Origin of the sequence: Enterobacter sp. SLBN-59 (assembly GCF_024807915.1) — a bacterium.
Classification (GTDB): Bacteria; Pseudomonadota; Gammaproteobacteria; order Enterobacterales; family Enterobacteriaceae; genus Enterobacter; species Enterobacter asburiae_B.
This window is the reverse complement of sequence record NZ_JANUFI010000001.1, coordinates 143,308-169,763: the sequence shown is the minus strand read 5'-3', so window position 1 is coordinate 169,763 and position 26,456 is coordinate 143,308. Positions and strand designations below refer to the sequence as shown.

The following is a 26,456-nucleotide window of genomic DNA, read 5'->3' as shown; positions in this document are numbered from 1 at the left end:
CCTTACCTCTTTTTCGAACGCATAGCCGCCTGATGTCCTGCAAGCGTACCAAAAATAATGATATCTGCCACTGCGTTACCGCCGATACGGTTACCGCCGTGGATCCCGCCGACCACTTCACCGGCCGCAAACGCCCCTGGCAGCACGTTGTGGTTGCTGTCCAGCACGCAGGTTTCGGTGTTGATGGTCACGCCGCCCATGGTGTGGTGCACGCCCGGTGCAATCTGAATGGCGTAGAACGGCCCTTCGTTGATAGGCGCACGCAGCGCGGTAGTACGGCCAAAATCGTCATCGTGCTGTTTTTCAACGAAGCCGTTGTAACGTTCCAGCGTCGCGAGGAAAGCGTGGTGATCCATCCCCAGCGCTTCAGCCAGGGCTTTTGGCGAGCTGGCGCTGGTCACGAAACCTTTCGCGATGTACTCATCCGCGGCTTTGTTTTTGGCACGCACGTGCTCATCAAAGACGATGTATGCGTATTTCTCCGGCAGCGCGATGATTGACGCCGAGACCTTATCGCGGGTCGACATTTCGTTGTAGAAGCGCTCCCCTTTCTGATTAACCAGAATCGCCCCGCCGCCGCGAATAGATTCGGAAATCAGGTACGAGGTTTTCTGCTCAACGGTTGGGTGAATTTGGATTTCGCCCATATCCACGGTGCCAGCACCGATGCGCTCCAGCAGCGCGATGCCGCCGCCGGTTGCCCCTTTGTGGTTGGTGGTAACGAACCCTTCCAGATCAGGACGGTATTTCACCACCATCTGGCTGTTAGCGCTGAAGCCGCCGGTGGCGACAATCACGCTTTTGGTTGCCACGGTGACGGTTTCGTTCTCTTCGGTAGTCAGGCGTACGCCGGTCACTTCACCGTTCTCAAAGATAATGTCGCTGACGGAGGTATCCAGCATCACCTCGATGTTGCGTTTGTTGACGTTACGCACCAGGCCGCTGATCAGGTAGCCGCCTACTGCTGAACCGTCTTTTGGACGGTGAGTACGGTCGATGCTCATCCCGCCGGTAGTGGTGATGTCGTTCAGCATGATGCCGCGCGTGGCCAGCCACTCAATTGCCTGCGGCGCGTTTTCGACGAAGCGACGCAGCAGTTCCGGGTTGTTCTTGTTGCCGCCGCCTTTCAGGCTTTCCTGATAGAACAGCTCTTTGCTGTCCTGAATGCCCTTCACGCGCTGGAAGCGGGTTTCGGCGGCGTTCATACCGGCAGAGGCTTTAATGGTGTTCCCGCCGATGGTCGGCATTTTCTCGACAATCAGCACGCTCGCGCCTTCGTCGTGAGCCTGGATCGCCGCCGCCAGACCGGCGCCACCGCTGCCGACAACGACCACGTCCACGCTGCGGGTTTCGTTCGGGTCAACGCCCTCTTCCGCGGCCAGCGCTTTGCTGGATTTCAGCATCGCTTTAGAGACCGCTTTCTTCACCGCTTCACTCTGGCTGGTTGCGCCGGTGATGGCATCCACGTGCGGGGTATTGGCGTCCAGAATGCGGGTACGGATCTCTTCAAAGCTGGTCACAAACTCAACGTCTTCGCTCGGGCCGGAGGCCAGCTCGATGTCCGCAATGCGGTCAGTTTCCAGACTGACGTTAATCACCAGTTCGTTAGCGTCATCCTGCACCTTCTCAGCAAAGGTACCCGGTTTGAATTTGGATTCGCCCATGCTCATGTCGCGGATCATCGCTTCCACCAGCGAGAAGCGCCACAGCGGTTCAGGAATACTCAACGCCTCGCGCTGGGTACTGTCCATAAACAGCTCCAGGCTTTCCCCGGCCGCAATGCGGTCTGTCCAGTCCGGATAAGCGATGGTGGCGCGGCCAACGGCAATCAGGTCGTAACCGTGGTCCAGCGCTTCATTCACATCAGAAGCATTCACCACGCCGCCCACGCCCATGACCGGAACCTGCGCCAGCGTTTCAGAACGCATCGCGCAGTATTTTTCGATAAGCGGGGTGGGATCCTGGGTGTCGACGATGGAAGGACGCAGGGTCGCGCCGACGGAGAAGTGCAGATAGTCCACGCCGCGCGCCGCCAGTTTTTCCAGCAGATACATGGTGTCGTCAAAGCGGATGCCCGGAACTTCCATCTCTTCAGGGGAGAAGCGGTAGCCGATAATAAACGCGTCGTCCGCGTACTGGCGCACCATTTTGTGGGTAATGTCCAGCACCGCCAGCGGGAACTTCGCGCGGTTATCGCGGCTGCCGCCCCACTCGTCGTCGCGCTGGTTTGAATTCGGGGAGTAGAACTGCTGAATCAGATAGGTGTTCGCCCCGTGGATTTCCACACCGTCGAAACCGGCCTGGATGGCGCGGCGCACCGCCTCACCAAACTTGCCGATCATGCCTTCCACTTCTTCAGCGGTCAGAGCAACCGGCGTTGCGGCACCTTCACGCGGCGCGGCTACGGCGCTCGGGCCAACCGGGGTACGGCCACCAATCAGTTTTGGATCGACCATGCGGCCGCCGTGGTAGATCTGCAGCAGCGCCTTAGATCCTTTGGATTTGATGGCCTCCGCGATTTTCGCCAGCCCGGCAATTTTCTCGTCATTATCAATACCGATGGCACCCGGGAAGGCGAGACCGAGATCGTCGACGAAGCAACACTCCACAATGATGGTGCCAATGCTGCCGGAACGGGCCCGATAGTACTCCACCAGCTCTCTGGTGACGGTGCCGTCAAAATAGCCGGTACAGGTTGTCATAGGGGCCATTAACAAACGGTTTTTCAGTTCAGTGCCATTCGGTAATGTGAAGGGGCTAAGAATGCGTTCGTTAGTGCTCATAATAGAAACTCCAAACTTTTAAAAATTAAGAATTCGTTATCGGATTGATTTTTTATTTCGTCGTTATTTGCCGATGTCATGATATTAATATAATGATTTTTTTAGTTTCTAAAGTTATTACGTTAGTTAAAAAACTATTTAATCCCTGCGATAACACAAATAACACATTGGTGTTAGCGATTGTAATTCAGCCATTCACAATAATTTAAAATTCGTTAAATGATTAATGGTAAAACCAATTCACCTTAACACATACAAAATCAATAAAAACAATATATTACAATGACACCAAAATCTATATTGTTAAAGAAATGATAAAAAACACGCAAAAAACAGGCAATAACCACATACGCCAGAGTGGTTATTAATAAAAGCATAAAAATAACGCTGCAATTCTATTTTTTTGATCGCGATCAATAGTTATGGCATTCAAAAGCGCAATATAAAAACATCATCATTTTTTAATTTAACGCACACGAAAACGCGTTAAATCGCTATTACTGAAAATACAGGAAAGCACCTTTAATAACTAAAAAAAGCAAAGAAACTTAAGAAAGTGCTTTTTCAGTGCGACCGAATTTTTGACAACTTAAGACGTGAAACTATGAATACAAAAACTGCTGTAACGCCCCCTGTGGCGAACCAGGCATCAAATGGAAACGCAAAACGATTGCTGATGATGGCGCTACCCGTCATCGTCGCCGTACTGCTGCTGTTTGTTCCCGTTCCTGAAGGCTTGCCGCCTTACGCATGGCACTACTTCGCCATCTTTGTCGGCGTGATCGTCGGTCTGATCTTCGAACCGCTGCCGGGTGCGGTGATCGGCCTGACCGGCGTGGTTGCCATCGCCCTGTGCAGCCAGTGGGTGCTGTTCAGCCCCGATCAGCTGGCTGACCCGAAATTCAAGCTGGCGGGCGCCTCCTTTAAGTGGGCGGTGAGCGGGTTTGGTAACTCTACCGTCTGGCTGATTTTCGGTGCCTTTATGTTCGCCGCTGGCTATGACAAAACCCGCTTCGGCCGCCGTCTGGCGCTGATTCTGGTGAAGTATCTCGGCCGTCGCAGCCTGACGCTCGGTTACGCCATCACGTTTGCTGACCTGCTGCTGGCACCGTTCACCCCGTCCAACACCGCGCGCAGCGGCGGGACCATCTACCCGATTATCGCTAACCTGCCGCCGCTGTACGGTTCAAAACCTAATGACCCAAGCGCGCGTAAGATTGGTTCATACCTGATGTGGGTGGCGATCACCGCAGCCTGTATCACTAGCTCAATGTTCCTCTCCGCCCTCGCGCCAAACCTGCTGGCCCTGGCGCTGGTGAAAAGTACGGTTGGGATTGATATCTCCTGGGGCACCTGGTTCCTCGCCTTCCTGCCGCTGGGTATCCTGCTGATTCTGGCCATGCCGCTGCTGGCCTACTGGTTCTACCCACCTGAAGTCAAAGTGAATAACGAAGTGCCGCTGTGGGCGACCCGTGAGCTGGAAAAACTCGGCAAACTGTCCCGCAATGAAATTCTGCTGCTGGTGTTCGTGTGCTGTGCGCTGCTGATGTGGATCTTCGCCGCCGCGTGGATTGAGCCTGCCATGGCAGCCCTGCTCATCGTCGGTCTGATGCTGTGGACCGGCGTGCTGGAATGGAACGATATCACCGGTAACAAGGCCGCATGGAACACCTTCGTCTGGTTCGCCACCCTGGTGGCACTGGCGGATGGCCTCTCCTCTACCGGCTTTATCAGCTGGTTAGGTAAAGAAGGCGGTCTGTTGATGAGCGGTATCTCTCCGGGCGTGGCGACCGTCGTCCTGCTGCTGGCGTTCTACCTGCTGCACTACCTGTTTGCCAGCACCACCGCGCACACCACGGCGCTGCTGCCAGCGATGCTGACCATCGCCTCCACCATCCCGGGCATGAATATGGAAGTGTTCGTTCTGCTGATGGTGACCTCGCTGGGCGTCATGGGGATCATCACCCCGTACGGTACTGGCCCAAGCCCGATTTACTATGGTAGCGGCTACCTGCCAACCAAAGACTACTGGCGCCTCGGCACCATCTTCGGTGCCATCTTCCTGGCGGCCCTGCTGCTGATTGGTTATCCGTGGATGTCCATGATGTTCTGATTCCTGACCGCCGGACTTCTCCTCCGGCGGTTTTATTTTTGTGGAGCAATACGCTATGTCAAACAAACCGTTTATCTACCAGAACCCCTTCCCTCTTTCCCATGACGACACCGAATACTACCTGCTGACCAAAGAGCACGTTTCCGTTGCCGAATTCGACGGTCAGGAAGTGCTGAAAGTGGAGCCGGAAGCCCTGACCCTGCTGGCGCAGCAGGCCTTCCACGATGCCGCGTTTATGCTGCGTCCTTCCCACCAGAAGCAGGTTGCCGCCATTCTCAACGATCCGGAAGCCAGCCAGAACGACAAATACGTTGCCCTGCAGTTCCTGCGTAACTCTGAAATTGCCGCAAAAGGCGTGCTGCCAACCTGCCAGGATACCGGCACCGCGATCATCATGGGTAAAAAAGGCCAGCGCGTCTGGACCGGCGGCGGTGACGAAGCGGCGCTGAGCCAGGGCGTGTACAACACCTACATTGAAGATAACCTGCGCTACTCGCAGAATGCGGCGCTGGACATGTATAAAGAGGTGAATACCGGCACCAACCTGCCCGCGCAGATCGATCTCTACAGCGTGGACGGGGACGAATACAAATTCCTGTGCATGGCAAAAGGCGGCGGTTCTGCCAACAAAACCTACCTCTATCAGGAAACCAAAGCGCTGATCACCCCGGCGAAGCTGAAAAACTACCTGGTTGAGAAGATGCGCACCCTGGGCACTGCGGCCTGCCCGCCTTACCATATCGCGTTTGTGATTGGCGGAACGTCAGCGGAAGCCACGCTGAAAACCGTGAAGCTCGCTTCCACGCGCTACTACGACGCGCTGCCGACGGAAGGTAACGAACACGGCCAGGCGTTCCGCGACGTTCAGCTCGAACAGGAACTGCTCCAGGAAGCGCAGAACCTCGGCCTCGGCGCGCAGTTCGGCGGTAAATACTTCGCCCACGATATCCGCGTGATCCGCCTGCCGCGCCACGGCGCCTCCTGCCCAATCGGCATGGGTGTCTCCTGCTCCGCAGACCGCAACATTAAAGCGAAGATCAACCGCGACGGGATCTGGATTGAGAAGCTGGAACACAATCCGGGTCAGTATATTCCTGAATCACTGCGTCAGCAGGGTGAAGGCGACGTGGTGAGCATCAATCTGAACAAGCCGATGAATGAGATCCTGGCGCAGCTTTCCGCGCACCCGGTCTCTACCCGCCTGTCGCTGAACGGTACCATCATCGTGGCGCGCGATATTGCCCACGCGAAGCTGAAAGAGCTGCTCGACAACGGTGAAGAACTGCCGCAGTACGTTAAAGACCATCCGATCTACTACGCAGGCCCGGCCAAAACGCCGGAAGGCTACGCCTCTGGCTCACTCGGCCCGACCACGGCTGGCCGTATGGACTCGTATGTGGACTTACTGCAATCCCACGGCGCGAGCATGATCATGCTGGCGAAAGGCAACCGCAGCCAGCAGGTAACCGACGCCTGCCATAAACACGGCGGCTTCTACCTGGGGAGCATTGGCGGCCCGGCAGCGGTGCTGGCGCAAAACAGCATTAAGAGCCTGGAATGCGTCGCGTATCCGGAGCTGGGAATGGAAGCCATCTGGAAAATTGAAGTCGAGAACTTCCCGGCGTTTATCCTGGTGGATGACAAAGGCAACGATTTCTTCCAGCAGATCCAGAACAAACAGTGCGCGGGTTGTTCACAGCGCTAGGTTGAGACAGGCCGGGTGGCGCAACGCTGCCCGGCAGTCGCAGACAGACATGCGCCTGCGTCATGTCACAAAACCGTGATATCAGCCACTTAGCAAAAAGTGGTGAATAAAAAATCAATTAATTGTTAAGTTATTGTTGTCATTAATTGTATTGATCCCGCGAAGGCTATTCATGCAAAACGTGCATCAGCCGATGCGGCATTTGCGCTTATCTATTTCCTCATCCTGATCCAGTTTTCAAAAACAGACGCGTAAAACGTCAACAATAAACTGGAGATAACCATGTTTTCCTCAACCTCACCTGCAACCGTACGCTCGAAAGCGGGCGCCATACTCCGCGTGACGTCCGGCAACTTTCTTGAGCAGTTTGATTTCTTTCTGTTCGGCTTCTATGCCACCTACATCGCCCACACGTTCTTCCCGGCGAGCAGTGAATTTGCGTCGCTGATGATGACCTTCGCCGTCTTCGGCGCGGGCTTTTTGATGCGCCCCATCGGTGCCATTGTGCTTGGCGCATATATCGACAAGGTAGGTCGCAGAAAGGGGCTAATCGTCACGCTTTCCATCATGGCGGCGGGGACGTTCCTGATCGTGCTTATCCCCTCTTATCAAAGCATCGGTCTGTGGGCGCCGATGCTGGTGCTGACGGGCCGTCTGCTGCAGGGCTTTTCCGCCGGTGCGGAACTTGGAGGCGTCTCGGTTTATCTGGCTGAAATCGCCACGCCGGGCCGCAAAGGGTTTTACACCAGCTGGCAGTCCGGCAGCCAGCAGGTCGCCATTATGGTCGCCGCGGCGATGGGCTTTGCCCTGAATGCCCTGATGGAGGAGAGCGCCATTCGCGAATGGGGCTGGCGCATCCCCTTCCTGTTCGGCTGCTTAATCGTGCCGTTTATCTTTTTCCTGCGCCGCAAGCTGGAGGAGACGGAAGAGTTCAGCGCGCGCCGCCAGCATCTGGAGATGCGTCAGGTCTTTAAAACGCTCCTTGGCAACTGGCAGGTTGTGGTCGCAGGCATGCTGATGGTGGCGATGACCACCACCGCGTTCTACCTGATCACCGTCTACGCCCCCACCTTTGGCAAAAAGGTGCTGATGCTCAGCGCCTCGGACAGCCTGCTGGTCACGCTCCTGGTGGCGATTTCTAACTTCATCTGGCTGCCGGTGGGCGGCGCGCTGTCGGATCGCTTCGGGCGCAAGCCGGTGCTGATTGCCATGGCACTGCTGGCGCTGGCGACCAGCTACCCTGCCCTGACGCTGCTGGCGAGCGCGCCCAGCTTCTCCATGATGCTGAGCGTGCTGCTGTGGCTCTCCTTCCTTTACGGCCTGTACAACGGCGCGATGATCCCGGCCCTGACGGAGATTATGCCTGCTGAAGTGCGCGTGGCGGGGTTCTCTCTGGCTTACAGCCTGGCAACGGCGGTCTTTGGCGGCTTTACCCCGGTCATGTCCACCGCGCTGATTGAATACACCGGTGACAAAGCCTCGCCTGGCTACTGGATGAGTTTCGCTGCCGTGTGCGCCCTGCTGGCCACGCTCTACCTCTACCGCCGCCGCGCGGTATCGCTGCAAAATACCGTCAAGTCACAGGGGGCAGTATGAAACGCACTTATCGCTATACCGCCAGCGCGCTGGTGCTGACGCTCCTGAGCGTTAATGCCTGTGCCCAGGACGTAAAGGTCATGATTTCAGGCGGCTTCAAGGCTGCCCTGGAAAAGCTGGCCCCGGACTATGAACGCCGGACCGGGGATAAAATCGTGATTATCCCCGGCCCCTCAATGGGCGCTACGCCGCAGGCGATCCCAAACCGACTGGCGCGCGGCGAGAAAGCCGACGTGGTGATTATGGTGGGCGATGCGCTGGAGAAGCTCGAAAAAGCCGGCCAGACCCAGCCGGGTTCGCGAACCGAACTTGCGGACTCCCCCGTTGGCATGGTGGTAAAAAAAGGGGCGGATGTCCCTGATATCAGCAGCGAGGCGGCTCTGCGCAAAACGCTGCTGCAGGCCAGCTCCATCGCCTACTCTGACAGCGCCAGCGGCAGGTACGTCAGCCAGACGTTGTTCAAAAAAATGGGGATCGAAAAAGAAGTGGCGGGTAAAGCGACAATGGTCGAGCGTATCCCGGTCGCCTCAGAAGTGGCGAAAGGAAAATACGCCGTCGGTTTCCAGCAGGTCAGCGAGCTGCTGCCGGTTCAGGGCGTCACCTTTATCGGGAAAATCCCGGATAATCTGCAGTACATCACGCGCTTCGCGGGTGCGGTCACCCGTCACGCAGAACATCCCGCGGAGGGGAAAGCGCTGCTGACCTATCTCGCCTCACCGCCCTCCAGGGCCGTCATCCAGAAGACCGGGATGATCCCCGTTACGTCCGGCGATACTGCTCGGTGATCTGCTTTTCCAGTTCAGCCGCAATGTAGGACTGGATGCGCCCCCGGCGCCGGATAAGCCCCACGGTGCGTTTCACTTCCGGCGCCACCAGCGGCAGATGCGTCAACAGCGTGTGCTCTGACGTCGGCATCGACATGGCGGGAACGGCAGCAATGCCGATCCCCGCCTCTACCATACCGAGCATCGTGGTAACGTGGCGCGTTTCGCAGACGCTGGGGCGTTCGGGAACGATATCCCCCAGCATCCGATCGAGCAGGTTACGGTTGCCTGACGTTTTATCGAGGGAGATATAATCCTGCTGGTAAAAGGCCTGCCACGTCAGATGACTCTTCTGCGCCAGGGGGTGATCCTTTCGGCACGCCGCGACATAGACATCCTCCACCAGCGGGAAAAATTCGATGTCAGACGGCAGGTTTCCTGCGAAGCAGATACCAAAATCCGCCTGGCTTCGGGCCACGGCGTCAATCACATTCCCCGCGCTGCTGTCGATGAGCTTAATGCGAACCCGCGGATAGCGAGACTGAAAACGACGGATCACATCGGGCATAAAGTAACAGGCGGCGGACGGCACCGTGGCAACCGTGATCAGCCCCGTCCGCTCTTCACTGACCTTATCGACATCCGCCAGCATTGACTCAACGTTGTCGAGCAGCTGCGCGGAGCGTTCAGCAAAGTTTTGCCCGTATAACGTTAAGGACACGCGGCGGGTGGTACGGTCAAACAGCCGGTTTCCCAGCGCGGCTTCCAGCTTTTCAATCTTGCGGCTCAGCGCCGACTGGGATAAGCAGATAGATTCAGCAGCGACACGGAAGTTACCGTATTCCACTAACGCTCTGAAAGCATAAAGATCGTTAAGGTCAAAATTCACGGGCATAGCGTCTGGATGTCCTGTCAGGGAATACGCAACAAAGTCAAAAATAATAGCGTCTTATTAACCCGCCGCAACCGGCGCGGTGGTGAAATACGTCAGAGCTCGTTGAGATGCAGGCGAATATACCCGGCGCGATCGGCAATGGCCTGCCGCTCCTCTTCCTTCATGTCCGCAAGCTGTTTAAAGACAATGCCCAGGCGGGGATTGTTACCCAGACGCGCCTGGTTGCGCGCAAAGAAATCCCAGTAAAGGGCATTGAAGGGGCACGCCAGCTCTCCGGTACGCTGGCTGTGTTGATACCGGCACCCCTGACAGTAATTACTCATCTTATGAATATACGACGCGCTCGAGACGTAGGGTTTACTGGCCAGCAACCCGCCATCGCCAAACTGGCTCATGCCAAGGGTATTGGGCAGCTCCACCCATTCAAAGGCATCAATATAGACCCCCAGATACCATTCATGAACCGCCTGCGGCGACAGGCCGCTGAGCAGGCTAAAGTTCCCGATGACCATCAGGCGCTGGATATGGTGGGCGTAAGCCTCGGTGAGCGACTGTCCAACGGCATGCGCCAGGCAGCGCATCTGCGTCCTGCCGGTCCAGAACCAGTCCGGCAGCGGGGCGTGCTGGTCTAAGGCATTCAGCTTCCGATAGCCCGGCATCTGCGACCAGTAGATCCCACGCACGTACTCCCGCCAGCCGAGAATTTGTCGGATAAACCCTTCGACGGCAGGCAGCGGCGCATGGCCCGAACGCCATGCCTGCTGGGCGGCAGCCACCACATCCCGGGGATTAAGCATTTTGGTGTTCAGCGCGAATGAAATTAACGAGTGGAACAGAAAAGGCTCCTCAGCGTGCATCGCGTCCTGCCAGGCGCCGAACTGCGGGAGCACGCGAGCGATAAATTCATCCAGCCTGGCTTTAGCTTCCGAACGGTTGAGCGGCCAGCGAAAATTCCCGGCCTGCGGTTCGCCGAAGGTGTTTACGCCGCAGAACTGGATCTCCGCCCATAAGGCTGAATAATCGTGGCGCGGACGCGAATCCTCCGGCGCGGGCGGCTCGCCGGACCAGCGCTTGCGATTTTCAGCATCATAATTCCATTTTCCCCCTTCCGGCTCGCCTTCTGAGGTTAACAGTACGCCGTGCTGACGACGAATTTCCCGGTAAAAGTACTCCATTCGCCAGCTTTTGCGCGTCGCAAAGAACGCGCTCACCTGTTCACGGGTGGTGAAGAAATGCTCGCTGCTGACGCAGGCCGTTTCGACGGACGCCGCTTTCGCCCACGCCTGCAGCTGCGTGTCCAGGCGCCATTCGTCGGGCTCCTGCCATATCACCCTGTCGGCGCCGTAATGCGCGACAAGCGCGTTGAGATTGTCTTCCAGCGCGCCGCGGTTTGAGTCGTCAGAGAGCCGGACATACCTCACCCGATGCCCCTTCTCTTTTAACGCAGAGGCAAACGCGCGCATGGCCGCAAAAATGGCGATCACTTTCTGAGCGTGGTGAAGCACGTACGCGGTTTCGGCCCGCAGCTCCAGCATCACGTAAATGATATTTGGATTACAGGCATCAAACCAGCTGTGGTGCGGATTAAGCTGATCGCCCAGGATCAGACGCAGTTCGGTCAACGGTGGCTCCTGCGACAACGTTCAGAACAGTATTTGACCTCATCCCAGCATTTCGCCCATTTCTTGCGCCACGTCATGGGCCGCTGGCAGTGCGCGCACGCCCGGCTGGGCAGGTCCTGCTTGTTACCTTTGAAATCGCTCATCTTTTCAATACCGTACTGATTTCTTCACCAGACCGGTGGATGCAGGCTACGACAGACTTCACAAAATGAAGGTGATGCCCGTAAACCGCTACCCACCGCTACGTACGAATGATAGTTTATTCAGGCTGGAATTGTCGCAATGAGCGATTTTCTGGCATCTTAACCAAACCTGACTTTCCCATTTTTGTTCAAGTGACGAGTTTGCGAGCAAAGCGATGATAAAGTGGCCCTGGAAAACGAATGAAGCTGGCCGGGATATGGCGCTGCCATGGGATGACGCGCTGACGATCCCTGTTCTGGCTAATCTTAAGCCGGATGAACAAGCGAAACTGGTTCAGCTGGCGGATCGTTTTTTACAGCAAAAACGCCTGGTTCCACTGCAGGGTTTCGAACTCGATCCCCTGAAAAACGCGCGCATCGCCCTGCTTTTCTGTCTGCCGGTGCTGGAATTGGGTATCGAGTGGCTGGACGGTTTCCACGAAGTGCTGATCTATCCGGCCCCCTTTATCGTCGATGACGAGTGGGAAGATGACATTGGGCTGGTGCACAACCAGCGCGTGGTGCAGTCCGGACAAAGCTGGCAGCAGGGGCCGATTATCCTCAACTGGCTCGACATTCAGGACTCGTTCGATGCGTCCGGTTTTAATCTGGTTATCCATGAAGTGGCGCATAAGCTCGATACCCGCAACGGCGATCGCGCCAGCGGAGTTCCGCTGATCCCGCTTCGCGAAGTGGCGGGCTGGGAGCACGATCTGCACGCGGCGATGGATAACATCCAGGATGAAATAGACCTGGTGGGCGAAAGCGCGGCCAGCATTGACGCCTATGCGGCAACCGACCCGGCCGAGTGCTTTGCGGTGCTCTCGGAATATTTCTTCAGCGCGCCCGAGCTCTTCGCGCCCCGCTTCCCGGCGCTGTGGCAGCGTTTCTGCCAGTTTTATCAGCAGGATCCGCTCCAGCGTCTGCGGCAAAATGAGGAGTCTGGCGGCCATTCCTCCCGCCAGATCCATTAAGGCTTTTCAGAAGGGGTCCGCTCGGTTGACCGTACCCCTATGCTCAACGCTAAAAACAACACTGCCATTCCCCATGCGGCCACCGTCAAAGACTGCTCGCCGTAAAAGCGCGTCACCACAGGCACCAGCAGCGCGCTGACGCCGTAGCCTAACGTGTGGCTGGTGGCGATGACGCCCGCCCCTTTCCCGGTGGTCAGCCTGTCGTTCAGCAGAAGCTGGTAGCCCGGCGTGGCCATCGCCGCCCCGAGTGAAGTGATAACAATCCCCACGTAGAACAGCGTTAAACCGGCGACGGTCATCAGCCCAAGCCCTGCAACCATTAACACCGCCGCGATGCAGAGCAACGTCACCGGAGTGAAATGCTGCGGGCGGACCACCAGAAACTGCGCCGCGAGCGTGGCCAGCGCGGCCAGGCTCAGCAGAAGCGCAACATGATGGCTGATTTCCCGGGCGTTGCCCTCCAGCAGAGGGCTAAGATGCGGTGACAGGCCAAGCTGCATCAGGCTGACCAGCGCCGCCAGCAGCAGCGCCAGCAGCAGGAACGGCAGCATCGAGGCCTGCAGGCGGGTCGCCTGGTGCGCCACCGGCGGCAGCGGCGGGTCTGCGGCTTCGCGAAGCACCAGCAGCAGCGCGATTAACGGCGCGATCGCCATCAGCCAGAGCGGCGCGACCGGGCTGACGCTAAGCATTAGCGCCGCCAGCGGCGGGCCGAGCAGACGTCCGCAGCTGAGGCCGGAGCTTATCGTCGCCAGCGCCGCCATTCTTTTCTCCAGCCCCGCACGCTGAATAGCCCACGTCTGGGCCGCAGGCACCAGCCCCGAGACCGTTAGTCCGTAAAGCAGACGTGAAAGAATCAGTCCCGCCAGTCCCCAGACGGTATCCAGCCTTCCGGCCGCCATCGCCCAGACCACCAGCGCCATGACGGCGAAACTGGCCAGATAGCCGCTCAGCGAGGCCACCATCACGGCCTTACATCCCCGCCGCTCGCTCTGGCGTCCCCACCAGGGCGAGGCCGGTAAAAAGAGCATGGATCCGAACATCAGCAGACCGGCCCAGACCGAAAGCGACAGCCCGGTCAGGGTCACCAGCTGCGGGAGCATCACCAGCAGGCCGTTTTGCCCGATACCTAATAAACCCGCACATAGCGCCAGGGGCCAGTTGGCTTTTGAGGTGACCTTTTCGGTCAATGTTTCTGAGTCAGCGCGCATGAGAATGTGAACATAGTGTCAATAAATGTGTGGAAATCATGAAGTTTATGAAAACAAATATTGCAAAAATGGTTGCGACTGTAAACAGAATGAATATCATAACGAGAATTATTATCAATCATGGAATGAGGTACATATATGCGTGCTCTGCCCCGCTCTGCCGGTACAGACGTTGCAGCCCAGTGTTTTTTGAACGCCCTGTTGCGCGAAACGAAGGACTGGCGCTATCTCCCCGCTACCGCTGCGGATGCGTTACCGAACATTCATATCCCGCTGTCCCAAACCCAGGCGCTTCGGGTTCCGGTACGCTATTTCTCTCCCACCCAGCATCATCAGTACCGTTTCCCGGCCACGCTTCTTCAGAGCAACAGTGATGACGGTGACGCCGTCACATTTGATCAACTGGTTGATTTAATTCTTGAAAAACCGTCAGTAAAAGGCTCGCTGGATGCCGATACGCTGGCGCGTTTTAAGCAGCGCGTTCTCGAAAGCCATGCCCACACCTGGCAGGCGATCGATCTCCGCCACGGCTGGGTAAACCTGCGCGATAAGCCACTGACGTTTGCTGAAGCGGAACAGGCGCTGCTGGTCGGCCACGCGTTTCACCCGGCGCCGAAGTCGCACGAGCCGTTCAACGAAACAGAGGCGCGTCGCTATCTTCCTGATTTCGCCTCCCGCTTCCCGCTGCGCTGGTTTGCCGTTGAGAGCGCGCTCGTTGCCGGCGACAGCCTGAACGTCTCCCTGCGTGAGCGCCTGCTGCGCTTCGCGGCCCAGAGCGCGCCTGAGCTGCTCGGCCACTTCACCGACACCCGCTGGCTGCTGCCGATGCATCCGTGGCAGGCCGACTTTCTGCTGGAGCAGGACTGGTGCCAGCGTCTGGCGGAAAACGGTGCATTGCAGGATCTGGGCGAAGCGGGCGCGCAGTGGCTGCCCACCAGCTCGTCCCGCTCGCTGTACAGCGAAACCAACAGCGACATGATTAAGTTCTCCCTCAGCGTGCGCCTGACCAACTCCGTGCGCACGCTGTCGGTCAAAGAAGTTAAGCGCGGAATGCGCCTGGCGCGCCTGGCGAAAACGGAACGCTGGCAAGAATTACAGGCCCGCTACCCGACCATGCGCGTGATGCAGGAGGACGGCTGGGCGGGGCTGCGTGACGAAAGCGGCGTTATTCAGGATGAGAGCCTGATGGCCCTGCGCGTCAATCTGCTGTTCGATACGCCAGACACCCAGACCAACGTGCTGGTGAGCCTGACCCAGGCCGCGCCGGACGGCGGCGACAGCCTGCTGGCCTCCGCGGTGCGCCGTCTGAGCCAGCGTCTGGATTTACCCCTCGCCAAGGCCGCCCGCTGCTGGCTGGACGCCTATTGCGACCGCGTGTTGCTCCCGCTGTTCAGCGCCGAGGCGGACTACGGCCTGGTCCTGCTGGCGCACCAGCAAAATATCCTCGTTGAGATGCAGCAGGATTTCCCCGTCGGGCTGATCTACCGCGACTGCCAGGGCAGCGCGTGGACCGAAGGGGCCGACGCGTGGCTGAATTCAGCGGGCGAAACCGAGGTGGAAAACCGCTTCGGTGAGAGCCAGCTGCTGCGCTACTTCCCTTATTACCTGCTGCTGAACTCTACCCTTGCCGTCACCGCCGCCCTCGCCGCCGCCGGTTTCGACAGCGAGGAGAACCTGATGTCCCGCGTGCGCCACGCGCTGGCCGAACTGCGCCGCACGGCGAAGCAGACCCGCTGCCTCGACTACGTGCTCGACAGCCCGACCTGGAACTGCAAAGGCAACTTCTTCTGCTACCTGCACGATCGCAATGAAAACACCATCGTCGATCCGGCGGTGATCTATTTCGACTTTAGCAACCCGTTTTACAAGGAGAAGGCGTAATGGCAATCGCGAATATCGTCCATTCCGGCTACGGCTTTCGCTGCACCGCAACGGATCGCGCGCTGCCGCTGACGTTGGGTCTCGACGGCAGCGCGGTGCTCGAGCGTCTGAATGGGATCCCGGACGGCTGGCTGGTCGAAGCACTCGATCAGCTGTTTGTTGCCGCGCCCGCGCTGACCGGCGTTACCCTGACCTGGGCAACCTGGCAGGATGAACCCCAGGCGCAGGCGCTGTTTAGCCTGGCCCACGGGGACTATCTGGCACGCGAAACCTTCTGGCAGCTGCCGCTGTGGCTGAAAGGCGAACGGCCGCAGGCCAGCGGCGGGATGCAGTTTGATGAGAGCCGTCAGCTGTACTTCCCGCTGCGTCCTCACCGCCCGCAGGGCGAAGTATACCGTCGCTACGATCCGCAAATTAAGCGCACCCTCAGCTTCCGCGTGGTCGACGTGGCGCTGGACGGCGAGCGCTTTACGCGCTGGATGAACAACCCGCGCGTGAACGCCTTCTGGGAGATGGCGGGCCCGCAGGCCGAGCAGGAAAGCTACCTGCGCCGTCAGCTTGACTCGACCTACTGCTACCCGGTTATCGGCTGCTTCGACGACCAGCCGTTCGGCTATTTTGAGCTCTACTGGGCGCCAGAAGACCGCATTGGCCGCCACTACCGCTGGCAGCCATTTGACCGCGGGCTGCACATGCTGGTGGGCGAAGAGAACTGGCGCGGCGCGCAGTACATCCGCAGCTGGCTGCGCGGCCTGAGCCATTATCTTTATCTCGATGAACCGCGCACCGCGCGTATCGTCGCCGAGCCGCGCTTCGACAACCAGCGCCTGTTCCGCCATCTGGCCTCCGCCGGTTTCGACACGGTGAAAGAGTTCGACTTCCCGCACAAGCGCTCGCGCCTCATCATGAGCCAGCGCCACCGCTTCTTCAGCGAGGTGGAACTGTGAACGCGCTCTGGCAGAAAGTGAACCGCGAGATGGTGGCGAAGATCCTCGCCGAGCTTGAGTACGAACGCACCCTGCGCGCTGAGCCGGTTTCGTCGGACGGCTGGCGCATCGCCATGGGCAGCGAAACATGGCAGTTTTGCGCCATGCGCGGGATCTGGGGCTGGCTGCATATCGACCCGGACAGCCTGATCGCCGCCAGCGGCGATGCCGTGGAAGCGGAACGCGCGCTGCTGCAGCTGGCGAAAGTGCTGGAGATGAGCGACGCGCAAACGGCAGAGCATATGGAAGATCTCTACGCCACGCTGCGCGGCGACATGCAGCTGCTGCAGGCCCGTGAAGCGCTGGACGCGGACGCGCTGATCCACCTCGACCCGGACGAATTACAGTGTCTGATGAGCGGTCACCCGAAGTTTATTTTCAACAAAGGTCGCCGCGGCTGGGGCCTGGACGCGCTGCGTCAGTACGCGCCTGAGTATCGCGGACGTTTTCGCCTGCACTGGGTCGCCGTTCAGCGGGAGCATCTGGTCTGGAGCAGCGACGCCGATTGCGATATCAGCGCCCTGCTGGCCAGCGCCATGGACAACGCCGAGCGCGCCCGCTTTGACGCCCGCTGGCACGCGCTGGGTCTCAACGACGGCTGGCTGCCGGTGCCGCTGCACCCGTGGCAGTGGCAGCAGAAGATCGCCGTTCATTTCCTGGCGCAGCTGGCGCGCGGTGAGATGGTTGAGCTGGGCGAATTTGGCGACGAGTATCAGGCGCAGCAGTCCCTGCGCACGCTCACTAACGCCAGCCGTCGCGCGCCGTATGACATCAAGCTTCCGCTGACCATCTACAACACCTCCTGCTATCGCGGCATCCCGGGCAAGTACATTGCCGCCGGGCCGCTGGCTTCGCGCTGGCTGCAGCAGCAGTTCGCTACCGACGCCACGCTGATCCGCTCCGGTGCTCAGGTGCTTGGCGAACCCGCCGCCGGTTATCTGTCGCATCAGGGCTATGCCGCATTGCCGAAAGCGCCCTACCGCTATCAGGAGATGCTGGGGGTGATCTGGCGCGAGAATCCGTCCTGTTATGTAGAAGACGGTGAACAGGCGGTGCTGATGGCGGCGCTGATGGAAACCGACAATGCCGGGCGCCCGCTGATCGACGCGTGGATTAAACGCTCGGGGCTAAGCGCCGACGCGTGGCTTGAAAAGCTGTTTGAGGCAACGGTGATCCCGTTCTATCACCTGCTCTGCCGCTACGGCGTGGCGCTGATCGCCCACGGCCAGAACGTGACGCTGGTGATGAAGGATTACGTCCCGCAGCGCATTCTGCTGAAAGATTTCCAGGGCGATATGCGCCTGGTGGATGAGGATTTCCCGCAGGCCCGGAGCCTGCCGGAGCAGGTGAAGGCCGTCACGGCGCGCCTGAGCGCGGATTACATTATTCACGACCTGCAAACCGGTAATTTTGTGACGGTGCTGCGCTTTATCTCGCGCCTCACGCTGCAATGCGGCGTGAGCGAAACGCGTTTCTACCAGATTCTGGCCGGGGTCTTACGGGGTTATATGGCGGCGCACCCGGATCTGGCAGAACGCTTCGCCAAATTCGATCTCTTCAAGCCGCAGATTATTCGCGTGATCCTCAACCCGGTCAAACTGACCTTCTCCGAACACGACGGCGGCAGCCGCATGCTGCCGAACTATGTCACCGACCTTGATAACCCTCTTTTTCTCGCCTCCCGGGAGTCAGCGCAATGAAAACCTATGATTTCATCGGCATTGGTATTGGCCCGTTTAACCTCAGCATCGCCGCTCTGGCCGAAGGGCTGGACGGCTTTAGCTCGCTGTTCCTTGAGCGTAAACCGCACTTCTCCTGGCACCCGGGAATGATGGTGCCGGACTGCCACATGCAGACCAGCTTCCTGAAGGATCTGGTCAGCGCCGTGGAGCCAACCAACCGCCACAGCTTCCTGAACTACCTGGTGCAGCGCAAAAAGTTCTACCGCTTCCTGACTACCGAGCAGCGCACCGTCTCCCGCGAAGAGTTTGCGGACTACCTGTGCTGGGCGGCGGAAAACCTTACCAACCTCGCCTTCAGCCAGCAGGTACAGCAGGTGAGCTTTGATGAGAAAAGCGGCCTGTTTGAGGTGGTGACCCAGCGCGACCGTTTCCTGGCGCGCCACGTCTGCGTGGGGATTGGCAAACAGATCAACCTGCCTGACTGCGTTACCGCGCAGGACGATACCTGCTTCCACGCCAGCGAGATGATGCTGCGCACGCCGGATCTCGCGGGCAAGCGCGTCACCGTCGTCGGCGGCGGCCAGAGCGGCGCCGACCTGTTTTTGAATATCTTCCGCGGCGAATGGGGCCAGCCGCTGAGCCTGAACTGGGTATCACGCCGCAATAACTATAATGCGCTGGATGAAGCCGCCTTTGCCAACGAGTATTTCACGCCGGAGTACGTGGACAGCTTCTCCACGCTGGGTGAAGAGGCCCGTCGGCAGATGCTGCACGAGCAGAAGATGACGTCCGACGGGATCACCACCGAGTCCCTGCTGGCGATTTACCGCGCCATGTACCACCGCTTCGAAGTGCTGCGTGAAAAACCCTGGGCGCATCTCCTGCCGTCCCGCTCGGTGACGGCGCTGACGCGCCAGGAAAACGGCCATCGCCTGAGCATTCAGCATCACCTCGACGGCGGCCGCGAGCAGCTGGAGAGCGACGTGGTGATTTTCGCCACCGGCTACCGCGCCGTGCAGCCCGCGTTCCTCGCGCCGCTGTCTCACCGCCTGCATCTGGATACGGACGAAGCCTTCTGCATTAACAACGATTTCACCCTCGAATGGGACGGCCCGCAGAGCAACCGCCTGTTCGCCGTGAATGCCGGGATGCACCGTCTCGGCATTGCCGAACCCCAGCTCAGCCTGATGGCCTGGCGCGCGGCGCGAATTCTTAATCGCGCGCACGCCGACGAGCCGTTTGAGCTGGCTACCACACCCGGCGTTATCCACTGGCGCAGCACCACCAGCCCGGAGAACAGCCCGGTTTTTAAATCGTTAGCAAAAACCACCGAGTACTGACACACACAATCAGGATCAACATAACAATGAAACGTTCTCATCTTTGGGTTTTAAATCCTTGCTTGCTTGCAATGCTTTCTACCTCTGCGTGGGCGGAAGAACAAAAGGAAGAAAATATCGTGGTCTCCGCCAGCCGCGCGCACCGCAGCGTGGCGGAGATGGCGCAGACCACCTGGGTCATTGAACGGGCTGAAATTGAGCAGCAGGTTCAGGGCGGGAAAGAGATTAAAGAAGTGCTGGCACAGCTGATCCCAGGTATGGACGTCAGCAGCCAGGGCCGTACCAACTACGGCATGAACCTGCGCGGCCGCTCCATGATGGTGATGGTGGACGGCGTTCGCCTGAACTCGTCCCGCAGCGACAGCCGCCAGCTGGACTCTATCGATCCGTTCAACATTGACCGTATCGAAGTGATCTCCGGCGCCACCTCGCTCTACGGCGGCGGCAGCACCGGCGGCCTGGTGAACATCGTCACCAAAAAGGGCCAGCCGGAGACCGAAGTGGAGTTCCAGACCGGGGCAAAGAGCGGGTTTAACAGCCACAACGATCGCGATGAGAACGTGTCGGCAGCCGTAAGCGGCGGTAACGACAACGCCTCCGGTCGTCTGTCGGTGTCGTATCAGCGCTACGGCGGCTGGTATGACGGCAAAGGCAACGAGGTGATTATCGATAACACCCAGACCGGCCTCCAGTATTCCGACCGTATAGATGTGATGGGCACAGGCACCATCAACATTGACGATCGTCAGCAGCTGCAGCTGACGACCCAGTACTACAAGAGCGAGTCCGACGGCAAGCATGGGCTGTATCTCGGGAAAAACTTCTCGGCGGTAACAGGCGATGCGACCGCGTACAACAAAGATAATCTTGATTCTGACCGCGTACCGGGCACCGAGCGCCATCTGATTAACCTGCAGTACTCCAATACCGATTTCTGGGGCCAGGATCTGGTCGCACAGATTTACTATCGCGACGAGAGCCTGACCTATTATCCGTTCCCGACCCTGACCAAAGGCGTGGTGAGCAGCATCGGCGCGTCCCAGCAGAAAACCGATTTTTACGGCGGCAAGCTGACGCTGAACAGCAAGCCGGTGGACGATTTAACGCTGACCTGGGGTGTGGATGCCGACCACGAAACCTTCGATGCCAACCAGCAGTTCTTTAACCTGAGCAAGGCCGCGGCGAGCGGCGGCATGGAGCTGGATAACGCCTACAACGTGGGCCGTTACCCGGGCTACAGCATCACCAACCTCGCCCCGTTCCTGCAGGCCAGCTACGACATTGACGCCATCACCCTGAGCGGCGGCGTGCGTTATCAGTACACCGAAAACAAGGTGGACGACTTTGTCGGTTATACCCAGCAGCAGGCCATCGCCACCGGGAAAGCCACCTCCGCCGACGCGGTGCCGGGCGGGAAAACCGATTACAACAACTTCCTGTTTAACGCCGGGATCCTCGGTCGCCTGACCGAACAGCAGCAGCTGTGGTTTAACTTCTCCCAGGGCTTCGAAATTCCGGACCTGGCGAAGTACTACGGCTCCGGCACCTATCAGCTCAGCAACGGTCACTATCGCCTGCTGAACAGCGTCAACGTGAACGACTCGACGCTGGACGGTATCAAGGTCAACGCTTATGAGCTGGGCTGGCGCTATACCGGCGATAACCTGCGCACGCAGGTCGCGGCGTATTACTCGCTCTCGAATAAAACCATCACCATCAACAAGACGGATATGACCATCAACCTGGAAGACGACAAGCGTCGTATCTACGGGGTGGAAGGTCAGGTGGACTATTTCTTCACCGACAGCGACTGGAGCACCGGTGCGAACTTTAACGCCATCAAGTCTGAAACGCGCGAAAACGGGAAATGGGAGAAGCTGACGGTTGACAGCGCCAGCCCGTCGAAAGCCAGCGCATGGGTCAACTGGGCGCCGGGCGACTGGACCCTGCGCGTACAGAGCACGCAGACCTTTGACGTGTCAGACTCCGACGGCAAGAAGATCGATGGCTATAACACGGTCGACTTCCTGGGCAGCTACGCCCTGCCGGTGGGCAAGGTCAGCTTCAGCGTGGAAAACCTGCTGGACAAAGACTACACCACCGCCTGGGGCCAGCGCGCACCGGGGCTGTATAGCCCAACCTACGGCGCACCGGGGCTGTATACCTATAAAGGCCGCGGACGTACGTTTGGTCTGAACTACTCCGTACTGTTCTGATCCTGCGCGCCGCCTGCGGGCGGCGCATTTTGCTGTGTAATTTCAACGCGAATTTGCTATAAAATCAGCGATTTGCTGAAATTGTCGGCAAACGAACGAAAAGTTTAATTTCCCCCTTTGACAAGGTGAACGCAGGTCGATAATATTCGCCCCGTTCACACGATTCCTCTGTAGTTCAGTCGGTAGAACGGCGGACTGTTAATCCGTATGTCACTGGTTCGAGTCCAGTCAGAGGAGCCAAATTTGAAAAGCCTGCTTTTGAAGCAGGCTTTTTGCTTTTCTGCGTCACTGATGTTAATTCAGAATCGCATCCAGCCTGGCAAGCACTTCATTTACAACGGCGTCAGGTATGCGTTCCAGCCGCATGCCGTTCCGGGCAGCCATATCAATGGTTCTGGGCTGGTCGCAGCGAATAACGCCCGTTGTTGTTGTTCCCGCCCCTTCCAGTGAAACGGTGAAACCTGCCGTACGTGCAAAGTTTCCGCCGCTGGTGACGGGAACCACTACCGGTAACCGGGTCAGCTTGTTAAACGATGCCTTCGATACGATAAGAACCGGACGTTTTCCACTTTGCTCGTGGCCAGCAATCGGATCCAGTGAAACAAGCCAGATTTCCCCTCTGTCCATTTACAGGATCTCCCTGCCCACCGCAGGCGCATCGATCCATTCCCGCTCCTCTTCGCTCATTTCAGCGTGCGGATCGCACTGCGCCAGCAGTTCCTCAAGCGAATAGTGAGGCCGCTTCTGGGGTTCAATAATCAGGCAGCCATTATTAATGGTCATGCCGACTTCGCTGTCCGTCGACAGTTCCAGCGTTTTCAGCACGGCGGGAGGAACCGCCAGCATGATGGATCCGCCGACCTTTTTCAGACGAGTTGTATACATAGCGCACCTCCGGATATTATATTTTAATATAACATTCATGGCGGGAAGTGCACAATTATTCATCAGATTCATGGTGATTTCCTTTTCGTATTTAGGTGTCCATAAAGCCGTTATCCATCGAAGGGCAGTGCAGGCGGGAACGAAGCGCGGAACTAAGAAGGCTGATAATAGAAAACTGTTTTTGCGGTTCAAAGGATTATGGCGAATCGGATAAACGAAATGCGAGGCGGCTTCCGGATCGGAGCTGCGCCCGCTGTATTGTCTTTTGACCGTCGGAAAGACCCGTAACGCTCAGGGCAGCCTGGCAATCACCTTAATCTCAAACTGGAATCCGTACAGCCACGTCACGCCGATCCCGGTCAACGTAGGGTAAGGCGCTTCCCCCCAATATTCTGGCAGGATACTCCAGATAGCGTCGAGGTTTGACTCGGGATCGACGACAAAGAGGGTAACGTCAACCACGTCATCGAACGTGCAGCCCGCAGCCGCAAGAACAGCATTAAGGTTATCGAATGCCAGCCGGATCTGCGCGTTGAGATCCTCTTCAGGCGAACCATCCTCCCGGCTACCAACCTGTCCCGAAACAAACAGGAAGCCGTTAGATTTGATGGCGGGTGAATACCGGTTGCGCTCGTAGAGCGCCTGCCGACCGAAGGGAAAAACGGCTTCGCGTGTTGTCATGTTTGTGCCTCTGTAATGGGGCGAAATCTGCCCGGTGAACATAAAGACACTTTACAGGTGTCGGATCGGGCGGATAAACAAGCGACTTTGTCCATCATTGTTTGTAATATCCAAACAATCGGTGAAAAGAGAGGACTTGGGATGGATCGTTTCGATGCGATGCGCGCCTTTGCTCGCGTGGTGGAGGCAGGCAGTTTCACCAAGGCTGCCCAAACGCTTCATATGAGTAAAACCACGGTGACGCAGCTTATTCAGCAGCTGGAAGCGCGCCTGCGCGTCAAGCTGCTCCACCGCACCACCCGCAGGCTCGGTGTGACTCCTGATGGCGCGGTCTACTACGAGCGCGTCATCCGCCTGCTGGCGGACATGGAAGATGCTGAAAACAGCCTGTCCAGTGCAACGATGATGCCCCGGGGGCGACTACGGGTGGACGTGCCCACTCCTCTCGCCCGCCTGGTGCTGGTGCCCGCGCTACCGGCTTTTCACGCGCGCTACCCTGATATCCAGTTCGACATGGGCGTGAGTGACCGGGTGGTGGATCTGATCGGCGACAACGTGGATTGCGTCGTGCGCGGCGGTGAAATCAACGACCAGTCCCTGATCGCACGCCATGTCGGCGATTTGCAAATCGGTGTTTACGTCGCACCGAGCTATGTGGAACGCCTCGGCGCACCTGCGCATCCGCGAGAGCTGGAAAACACGGACCATCGCATAGTGGGATTCTTGTCCTCACGCACCGGCAAGGTTGATCCTCTGGTACTGCACGGTGAGAGCGAACATATTGAAATCACGGGCAGCTACGTGCTTGCAGTGGATGATGGTAATGCCTACCTCGAAGCCGGGCTCGCGGGATTAGGCGTGATTGCACTACCCGTTTATATGGCGGCAGCACATCAGGCTTGTGGCTCCTTGATTCCGCTATTTGAAGACTGGCGTATTAACCCAATGCCTCTGTACCTGGCCTTTCCGCCGAACCGCCACGTTAACGCCAAACTGCGCGTTTTTATTGATTGGATCGTTGAATTGATGCAGCAGCATGTCCCCACTTCTACAAATAAGTAACTGCATCTATTCGCTCATCACCGCCGAGTGACGGTCATGCTGGCGGTTTTGAAGCAGGCTTTATGCTTTTCTGCCCTACAGCACAAACTCATAGTGCGAGCCGTCCGGCAGCTCCACATCAAGCCGCAGCTTTCCGCCCGCCGCCTCAACGTAGCGCTTGAGAGAAGAGAGTTTCAAATCGCGCCCGGGCTTTTCCATTACCGCAACGGTAGGTTGCCTGATACCCAACGCCTGCGCCATTTCTACCTGCGTTTTTTGTACTTTCTCGCGTAACTCAGCAAGATGAATGTTGAGCAAAATATCCGTTGCTATCGCCTGAGCGCTGGCGACAACCTCCTGCTTTTCATCCGCTATAAGCTGCTCAAGGGTTCTTCCCATCGCGCTATTCCCTCTCTTTTAATCTATTCAGCCAGTGAGTGAATTCCCGGTCAGCAACGAGAAGCATCTCATCGTAGAATAGCCTTTCATTGCCGACCTTATTGCCCGCACAAAGCACGATACCCGTGCGGTTTGGATCAAAGGCGAAAAATGCCCGCAAGGGATCGCCCTTACTCTGAATACGTAGCTCTTTCATGTTGCTGTGACGAGAGCCTTTAAGCGTATCAGCGTAGGGTCTCGATAAACCCGGCCCCTTCTCTCGCAAAACAAGCAGTGCTGCAAGTACGCTGGCGCGTTCGGTATCGTCAAGCGAAGTGAACCAGCGATCAAACCTGTCCGTCGTGTTAATTGCCCACACAAGACCTCCCATCCAATATAGATCAAAAGCTATATACATGCAAAGCTATAGCGATGATTATGCTGAGATGGAAAAGCAGAATCTTGTGGGGTTACGGAAATACTGAATGCGTGCCGGAGTAATTCTATGTATCCCTTGTTGGATATTCATTTTGTTACGAGCAGAATCGGAAAAAGTTCAGCAGCCCAGCAACTGCCGCCAGGCCGCCACTTCCTCATCCAGCCACGCGACAAAAAGAGCCACCTCGGGCTTCGTCTCCGTTGACTGCGCTTTCACCAGCCAGTAAGGCCAGGGATACGGCGCGGTAATTGAGGTTAGCTGGACCAGCTCGCCCCGGGTGATGGCATCCTGAACCAGAGAGCGGCGCTCCAGCGCGATGCCTTTCCCGAGCCGAACGGCTTCGATAATTAAATTCGAGTCGTTAATGCATAAACCGCCAGGCACGATCTCTTTCTCCAGCCCCGCATTTACGCACCACGTTTTCCACGACTCCATGGAAAAAATAATATGACTTTTTGCAATCTCAGCCGGCGTAGCGGGCAGCACACCGTCGTTATAGCCGGGTGCGGCCACCACAATAAGCTCATCGGAAAAAAGGTACTGGCTTTCACTCCCTTCCCAGTTTCCCTTCCCCATCCGTATCGCGATGTCTGTTCCTTCCTGCTGCAGGCTGGTGACCGTCAGGCTGGCCTGGATCCGAAGAGTGATAAGTGGATATTTCGCCCGAAAGCGTTCCAGACGCGGCAACAGCCAGTGGCATCCAAAAGACGGCACCATCGCCAGCGTCAGCTCCTGCTTTCTCGGCTTCACCTGTACAAGCCGGGTGGCATCTGCGATATGGTTCAACGCCTCGCGTACCTGTAAGGCATAGAGCCGCCCTTCTTCGTTAATCTGCACCCCGCGTCCCTGACGGATAAAGAGCTTTACGCCCACCATCTCCTCCAGCACTTTGATCTGCTGGCTGATTGCGGAATGGGTAACGTGGAGCTCTTTCGCCGCCAGCGTCACGCTGCCAAGACGGGCGACGGCTTCAAAGCTTCGCAAACTGGCAATGGGTGGAAAATCCGACATGAAAGCACTTCCTTATCCGCGCTGGATGTATAACGGCAACTTGCCCACATGTCAGTAATACTAACCTTTACGGT

Annotated in this window: 22 protein-coding genes and 1 tRNA gene; 12 read left to right on the top strand and 11 right to left on the bottom strand. The window is 57.8% G+C overall.

What is annotated here, in order from left to right:
* Nucleotides 1–2: 2 nt before the first annotated feature.
* Nucleotides 3–2,783: a flavocytochrome c gene (locus M2422_RS00740; RefSeq protein WP_064672759.1), complete on the bottom strand. Its 2,781-nt coding sequence runs from the start codon at nucleotides 2,781–2,783 to the stop codon at nucleotides 3–5.
* Between the two features lie 604 nt (nucleotides 2,784–3,387).
* On the opposite strand from M2422_RS00740, the gene M2422_RS00735 reads away from it, so the two are divergent.
* From M2422_RS00735 to M2422_RS00720, 4 genes are all read left to right on the top strand, one after another.
* Nucleotides 3,388–4,896 carry an anion permease gene (locus M2422_RS00735; protein WP_072210827.1) on the top strand — a complete coding sequence of 503 codons (1,509 nt, stop codon included), beginning with the start codon at nucleotides 3,388–3,390 and terminating at the stop codon, nucleotides 4,894–4,896.
* 55 nt (nucleotides 4,897–4,951) lie between these two features.
* Nucleotides 4,952–6,601, top strand: coding sequence for a class I fumarate hydratase FumA (gene fumA / locus M2422_RS00730; protein ID WP_064672760.1), 1,650 nt, complete (start codon nucleotides 4,952–4,954; stop codon nucleotides 6,599–6,601).
* Between the two features lie 282 nt (nucleotides 6,602–6,883).
* On the top strand, nucleotides 6,884–8,197 hold the full coding sequence (locus M2422_RS00725; protein WP_064672761.1) for an MFS transporter: 1,314 nt from the start codon (nucleotides 6,884–6,886) through the stop codon (nucleotides 8,195–8,197).
* Complete coding sequence (locus M2422_RS00720) at nucleotides 8,194–8,982, top strand: substrate-binding domain-containing protein (RefSeq protein WP_064672762.1); 789 nt, start codon at nucleotides 8,194–8,196, stop codon at nucleotides 8,980–8,982. Before M2422_RS00725 ends, M2422_RS00720 begins: the two co-directional genes overlap by 4 nt.
* Here M2422_RS00720 and M2422_RS00715 read toward each other — a convergent pair.
* From M2422_RS00715 to M2422_RS00705, 3 genes are all read right to left on the bottom strand, one after another.
* On the bottom strand, nucleotides 8,957–9,856 hold the full coding sequence (locus M2422_RS00715) for a LysR family transcriptional regulator (protein ID WP_259139483.1): 900 nt from the start codon (nucleotides 9,854–9,856) through the stop codon (nucleotides 8,957–8,959). The genes M2422_RS00720 and M2422_RS00715 overlap by 26 nt on opposite strands.
* A 92-nt stretch (nucleotides 9,857–9,948) precedes the next feature.
* On the bottom strand, nucleotides 9,949–11,478 hold the full coding sequence (locus M2422_RS00710) for a cryptochrome/photolyase family protein (RefSeq protein WP_155739942.1): 1,530 nt from the start codon (nucleotides 11,476–11,478) through the stop codon (nucleotides 9,949–9,951).
* Entirely contained in the window at nucleotides 11,475–11,621 is a 147-nt protein-coding gene (locus M2422_RS00705; RefSeq protein WP_071891562.1) for a DUF2256 domain-containing protein, read from the bottom strand. Before M2422_RS00705 ends, M2422_RS00710 begins: the two co-directional genes overlap by 4 nt.
* A 215-nt stretch (nucleotides 11,622–11,836) precedes the next feature.
* Here M2422_RS00705 and mtfA point away from each other — a divergent pair, with 215 nt between their 5' ends.
* The gene (gene mtfA, locus M2422_RS00700) at nucleotides 11,837–12,634 is read left to right on the top strand and encodes a DgsA anti-repressor MtfA (RefSeq protein ID WP_033145920.1); all 798 of its coding nucleotides are present in this window, start codon (nucleotides 11,837–11,839) and stop codon (nucleotides 12,632–12,634) included.
* Here mtfA and M2422_RS00695 read toward each other — a convergent pair.
* Nucleotides 12,631–13,842 carry an MFS transporter gene (locus M2422_RS00695; RefSeq protein ID WP_045142986.1) on the bottom strand — a complete coding sequence of 404 codons (1,212 nt, stop codon included), beginning with the start codon at nucleotides 13,840–13,842 and terminating at the stop codon, nucleotides 12,631–12,633. The two genes, mtfA and M2422_RS00695, sit on opposite strands and share 4 nt — an antisense overlap.
* Nucleotides 13,843–13,980: 138 nt before the next feature.
* Between M2422_RS00695 and M2422_RS00690 the strand changes: the two genes are divergently transcribed.
* The 6 genes from M2422_RS00690 to M2422_RS00665 all read left to right on the top strand — a co-directional run bounded on the left by M2422_RS00690 (nucleotide 13,981) and on the right by M2422_RS00665 (nucleotide 22,187).
* Nucleotides 13,981–15,723 (top strand): IucA/IucC family siderophore biosynthesis protein, encoded by a 1,743-nt coding sequence (locus M2422_RS00690; RefSeq protein WP_064672764.1) that lies wholly within the window; start codon nucleotides 13,981–13,983, stop codon nucleotides 15,721–15,723.
* On the top strand, nucleotides 15,723–16,670 hold the full coding sequence (locus tag M2422_RS00685; RefSeq protein WP_064672765.1) for a GNAT family N-acetyltransferase: 948 nt from the start codon (nucleotides 15,723–15,725) through the stop codon (nucleotides 16,668–16,670). Before M2422_RS00690 ends, M2422_RS00685 begins: the two co-directional genes overlap by 1 nt.
* Nucleotides 16,667–18,409 (top strand): IucA/IucC family siderophore biosynthesis protein, encoded by a 1,743-nt coding sequence (gene iucC / locus M2422_RS00680; protein ID WP_074399136.1) that lies wholly within the window; start codon nucleotides 16,667–16,669, stop codon nucleotides 18,407–18,409. The genes M2422_RS00685 and iucC overlap by 4 nt, the downstream gene beginning before the upstream one ends.
* Entirely contained in the window at nucleotides 18,406–19,731 is a 1,326-nt protein-coding gene (locus M2422_RS00675; protein WP_064672766.1) for a lysine N(6)-hydroxylase/L-ornithine N(5)-oxygenase family protein, read from the top strand. The genes iucC and M2422_RS00675 overlap by 4 nt, the downstream gene beginning before the upstream one ends.
* A gap of 26 nt (nucleotides 19,732–19,757) precedes the next feature.
* The gene (locus M2422_RS00670; RefSeq protein ID WP_259139475.1) at nucleotides 19,758–21,947 is read left to right on the top strand and encodes a TonB-dependent siderophore receptor; all 2,190 of its coding nucleotides are present in this window, start codon (nucleotides 19,758–19,760) and stop codon (nucleotides 21,945–21,947) included.
* A gap of 164 nt (nucleotides 21,948–22,111) precedes the next feature.
* Nucleotides 22,112–22,187, top strand: a tRNA-Asn gene (locus M2422_RS00665).
* Between the two features lie 54 nt (nucleotides 22,188–22,241).
* Here M2422_RS00665 and M2422_RS00660 read toward each other — a convergent pair.
* The 3 genes from M2422_RS00660 to M2422_RS00650 all read right to left on the bottom strand — a co-directional run bounded on the left by M2422_RS00660 (nucleotide 22,242) and on the right by M2422_RS00650 (nucleotide 23,513).
* Nucleotides 22,242–22,574, bottom strand: a complete 333-nt coding sequence (locus M2422_RS00660) for a type II toxin-antitoxin system PemK/MazF family toxin (RefSeq protein WP_064672767.1) — start codon at nucleotides 22,572–22,574, stop codon at nucleotides 22,242–22,244.
* The gene (locus tag M2422_RS00655) at nucleotides 22,575–22,832 is read right to left on the bottom strand and encodes an antitoxin (RefSeq protein WP_033145928.1); all 258 of its coding nucleotides are present in this window, start codon (nucleotides 22,830–22,832) and stop codon (nucleotides 22,575–22,577) included. It lies immediately after the preceding gene.
* A gap of 291 nt (nucleotides 22,833–23,123) precedes the next feature.
* The gene (locus tag M2422_RS00650) at nucleotides 23,124–23,513 is read right to left on the bottom strand and encodes a RidA family protein (RefSeq protein WP_059445031.1); all 390 of its coding nucleotides are present in this window, start codon (nucleotides 23,511–23,513) and stop codon (nucleotides 23,124–23,126) included.
* A gap of 141 nt (nucleotides 23,514–23,654) precedes the next feature.
* On the opposite strand from M2422_RS00650, the gene M2422_RS00645 reads away from it, so the two are divergent.
* Complete coding sequence (locus M2422_RS00645) at nucleotides 23,655–24,575, top strand: LysR family transcriptional regulator (protein WP_064672768.1); 921 nt, start codon at nucleotides 23,655–23,657, stop codon at nucleotides 24,573–24,575.
* 75 nt (nucleotides 24,576–24,650) lie between these two features.
* Here M2422_RS00645 and M2422_RS00640 read toward each other — a convergent pair whose 3' ends face one another.
* The 3 genes from M2422_RS00640 to M2422_RS00630 all read right to left on the bottom strand — a co-directional run bounded on the left by M2422_RS00640 (nucleotide 24,651) and on the right by M2422_RS00630 (nucleotide 26,382).
* On the bottom strand, nucleotides 24,651–24,953 hold the full coding sequence (locus tag M2422_RS00640) for an XRE family transcriptional regulator (protein ID WP_064672769.1): 303 nt from the start codon (nucleotides 24,951–24,953) through the stop codon (nucleotides 24,651–24,653).
* A gap of 4 nt (nucleotides 24,954–24,957) precedes the next feature.
* Nucleotides 24,958–25,311: a type II toxin-antitoxin system RelE/ParE family toxin gene (locus M2422_RS00635; RefSeq protein ID WP_064672955.1), complete on the bottom strand. Its 354-nt coding sequence runs from the start codon at nucleotides 25,309–25,311 to the stop codon at nucleotides 24,958–24,960.
* 177 nt (nucleotides 25,312–25,488) lie between these two features.
* Nucleotides 25,489–26,382 (bottom strand): LysR substrate-binding domain-containing protein, encoded by an 894-nt coding sequence (locus M2422_RS00630; RefSeq protein WP_064672770.1) that lies wholly within the window; start codon nucleotides 26,380–26,382, stop codon nucleotides 25,489–25,491.
* Nucleotides 26,383–26,456: the final 74 nt, after the last annotated feature.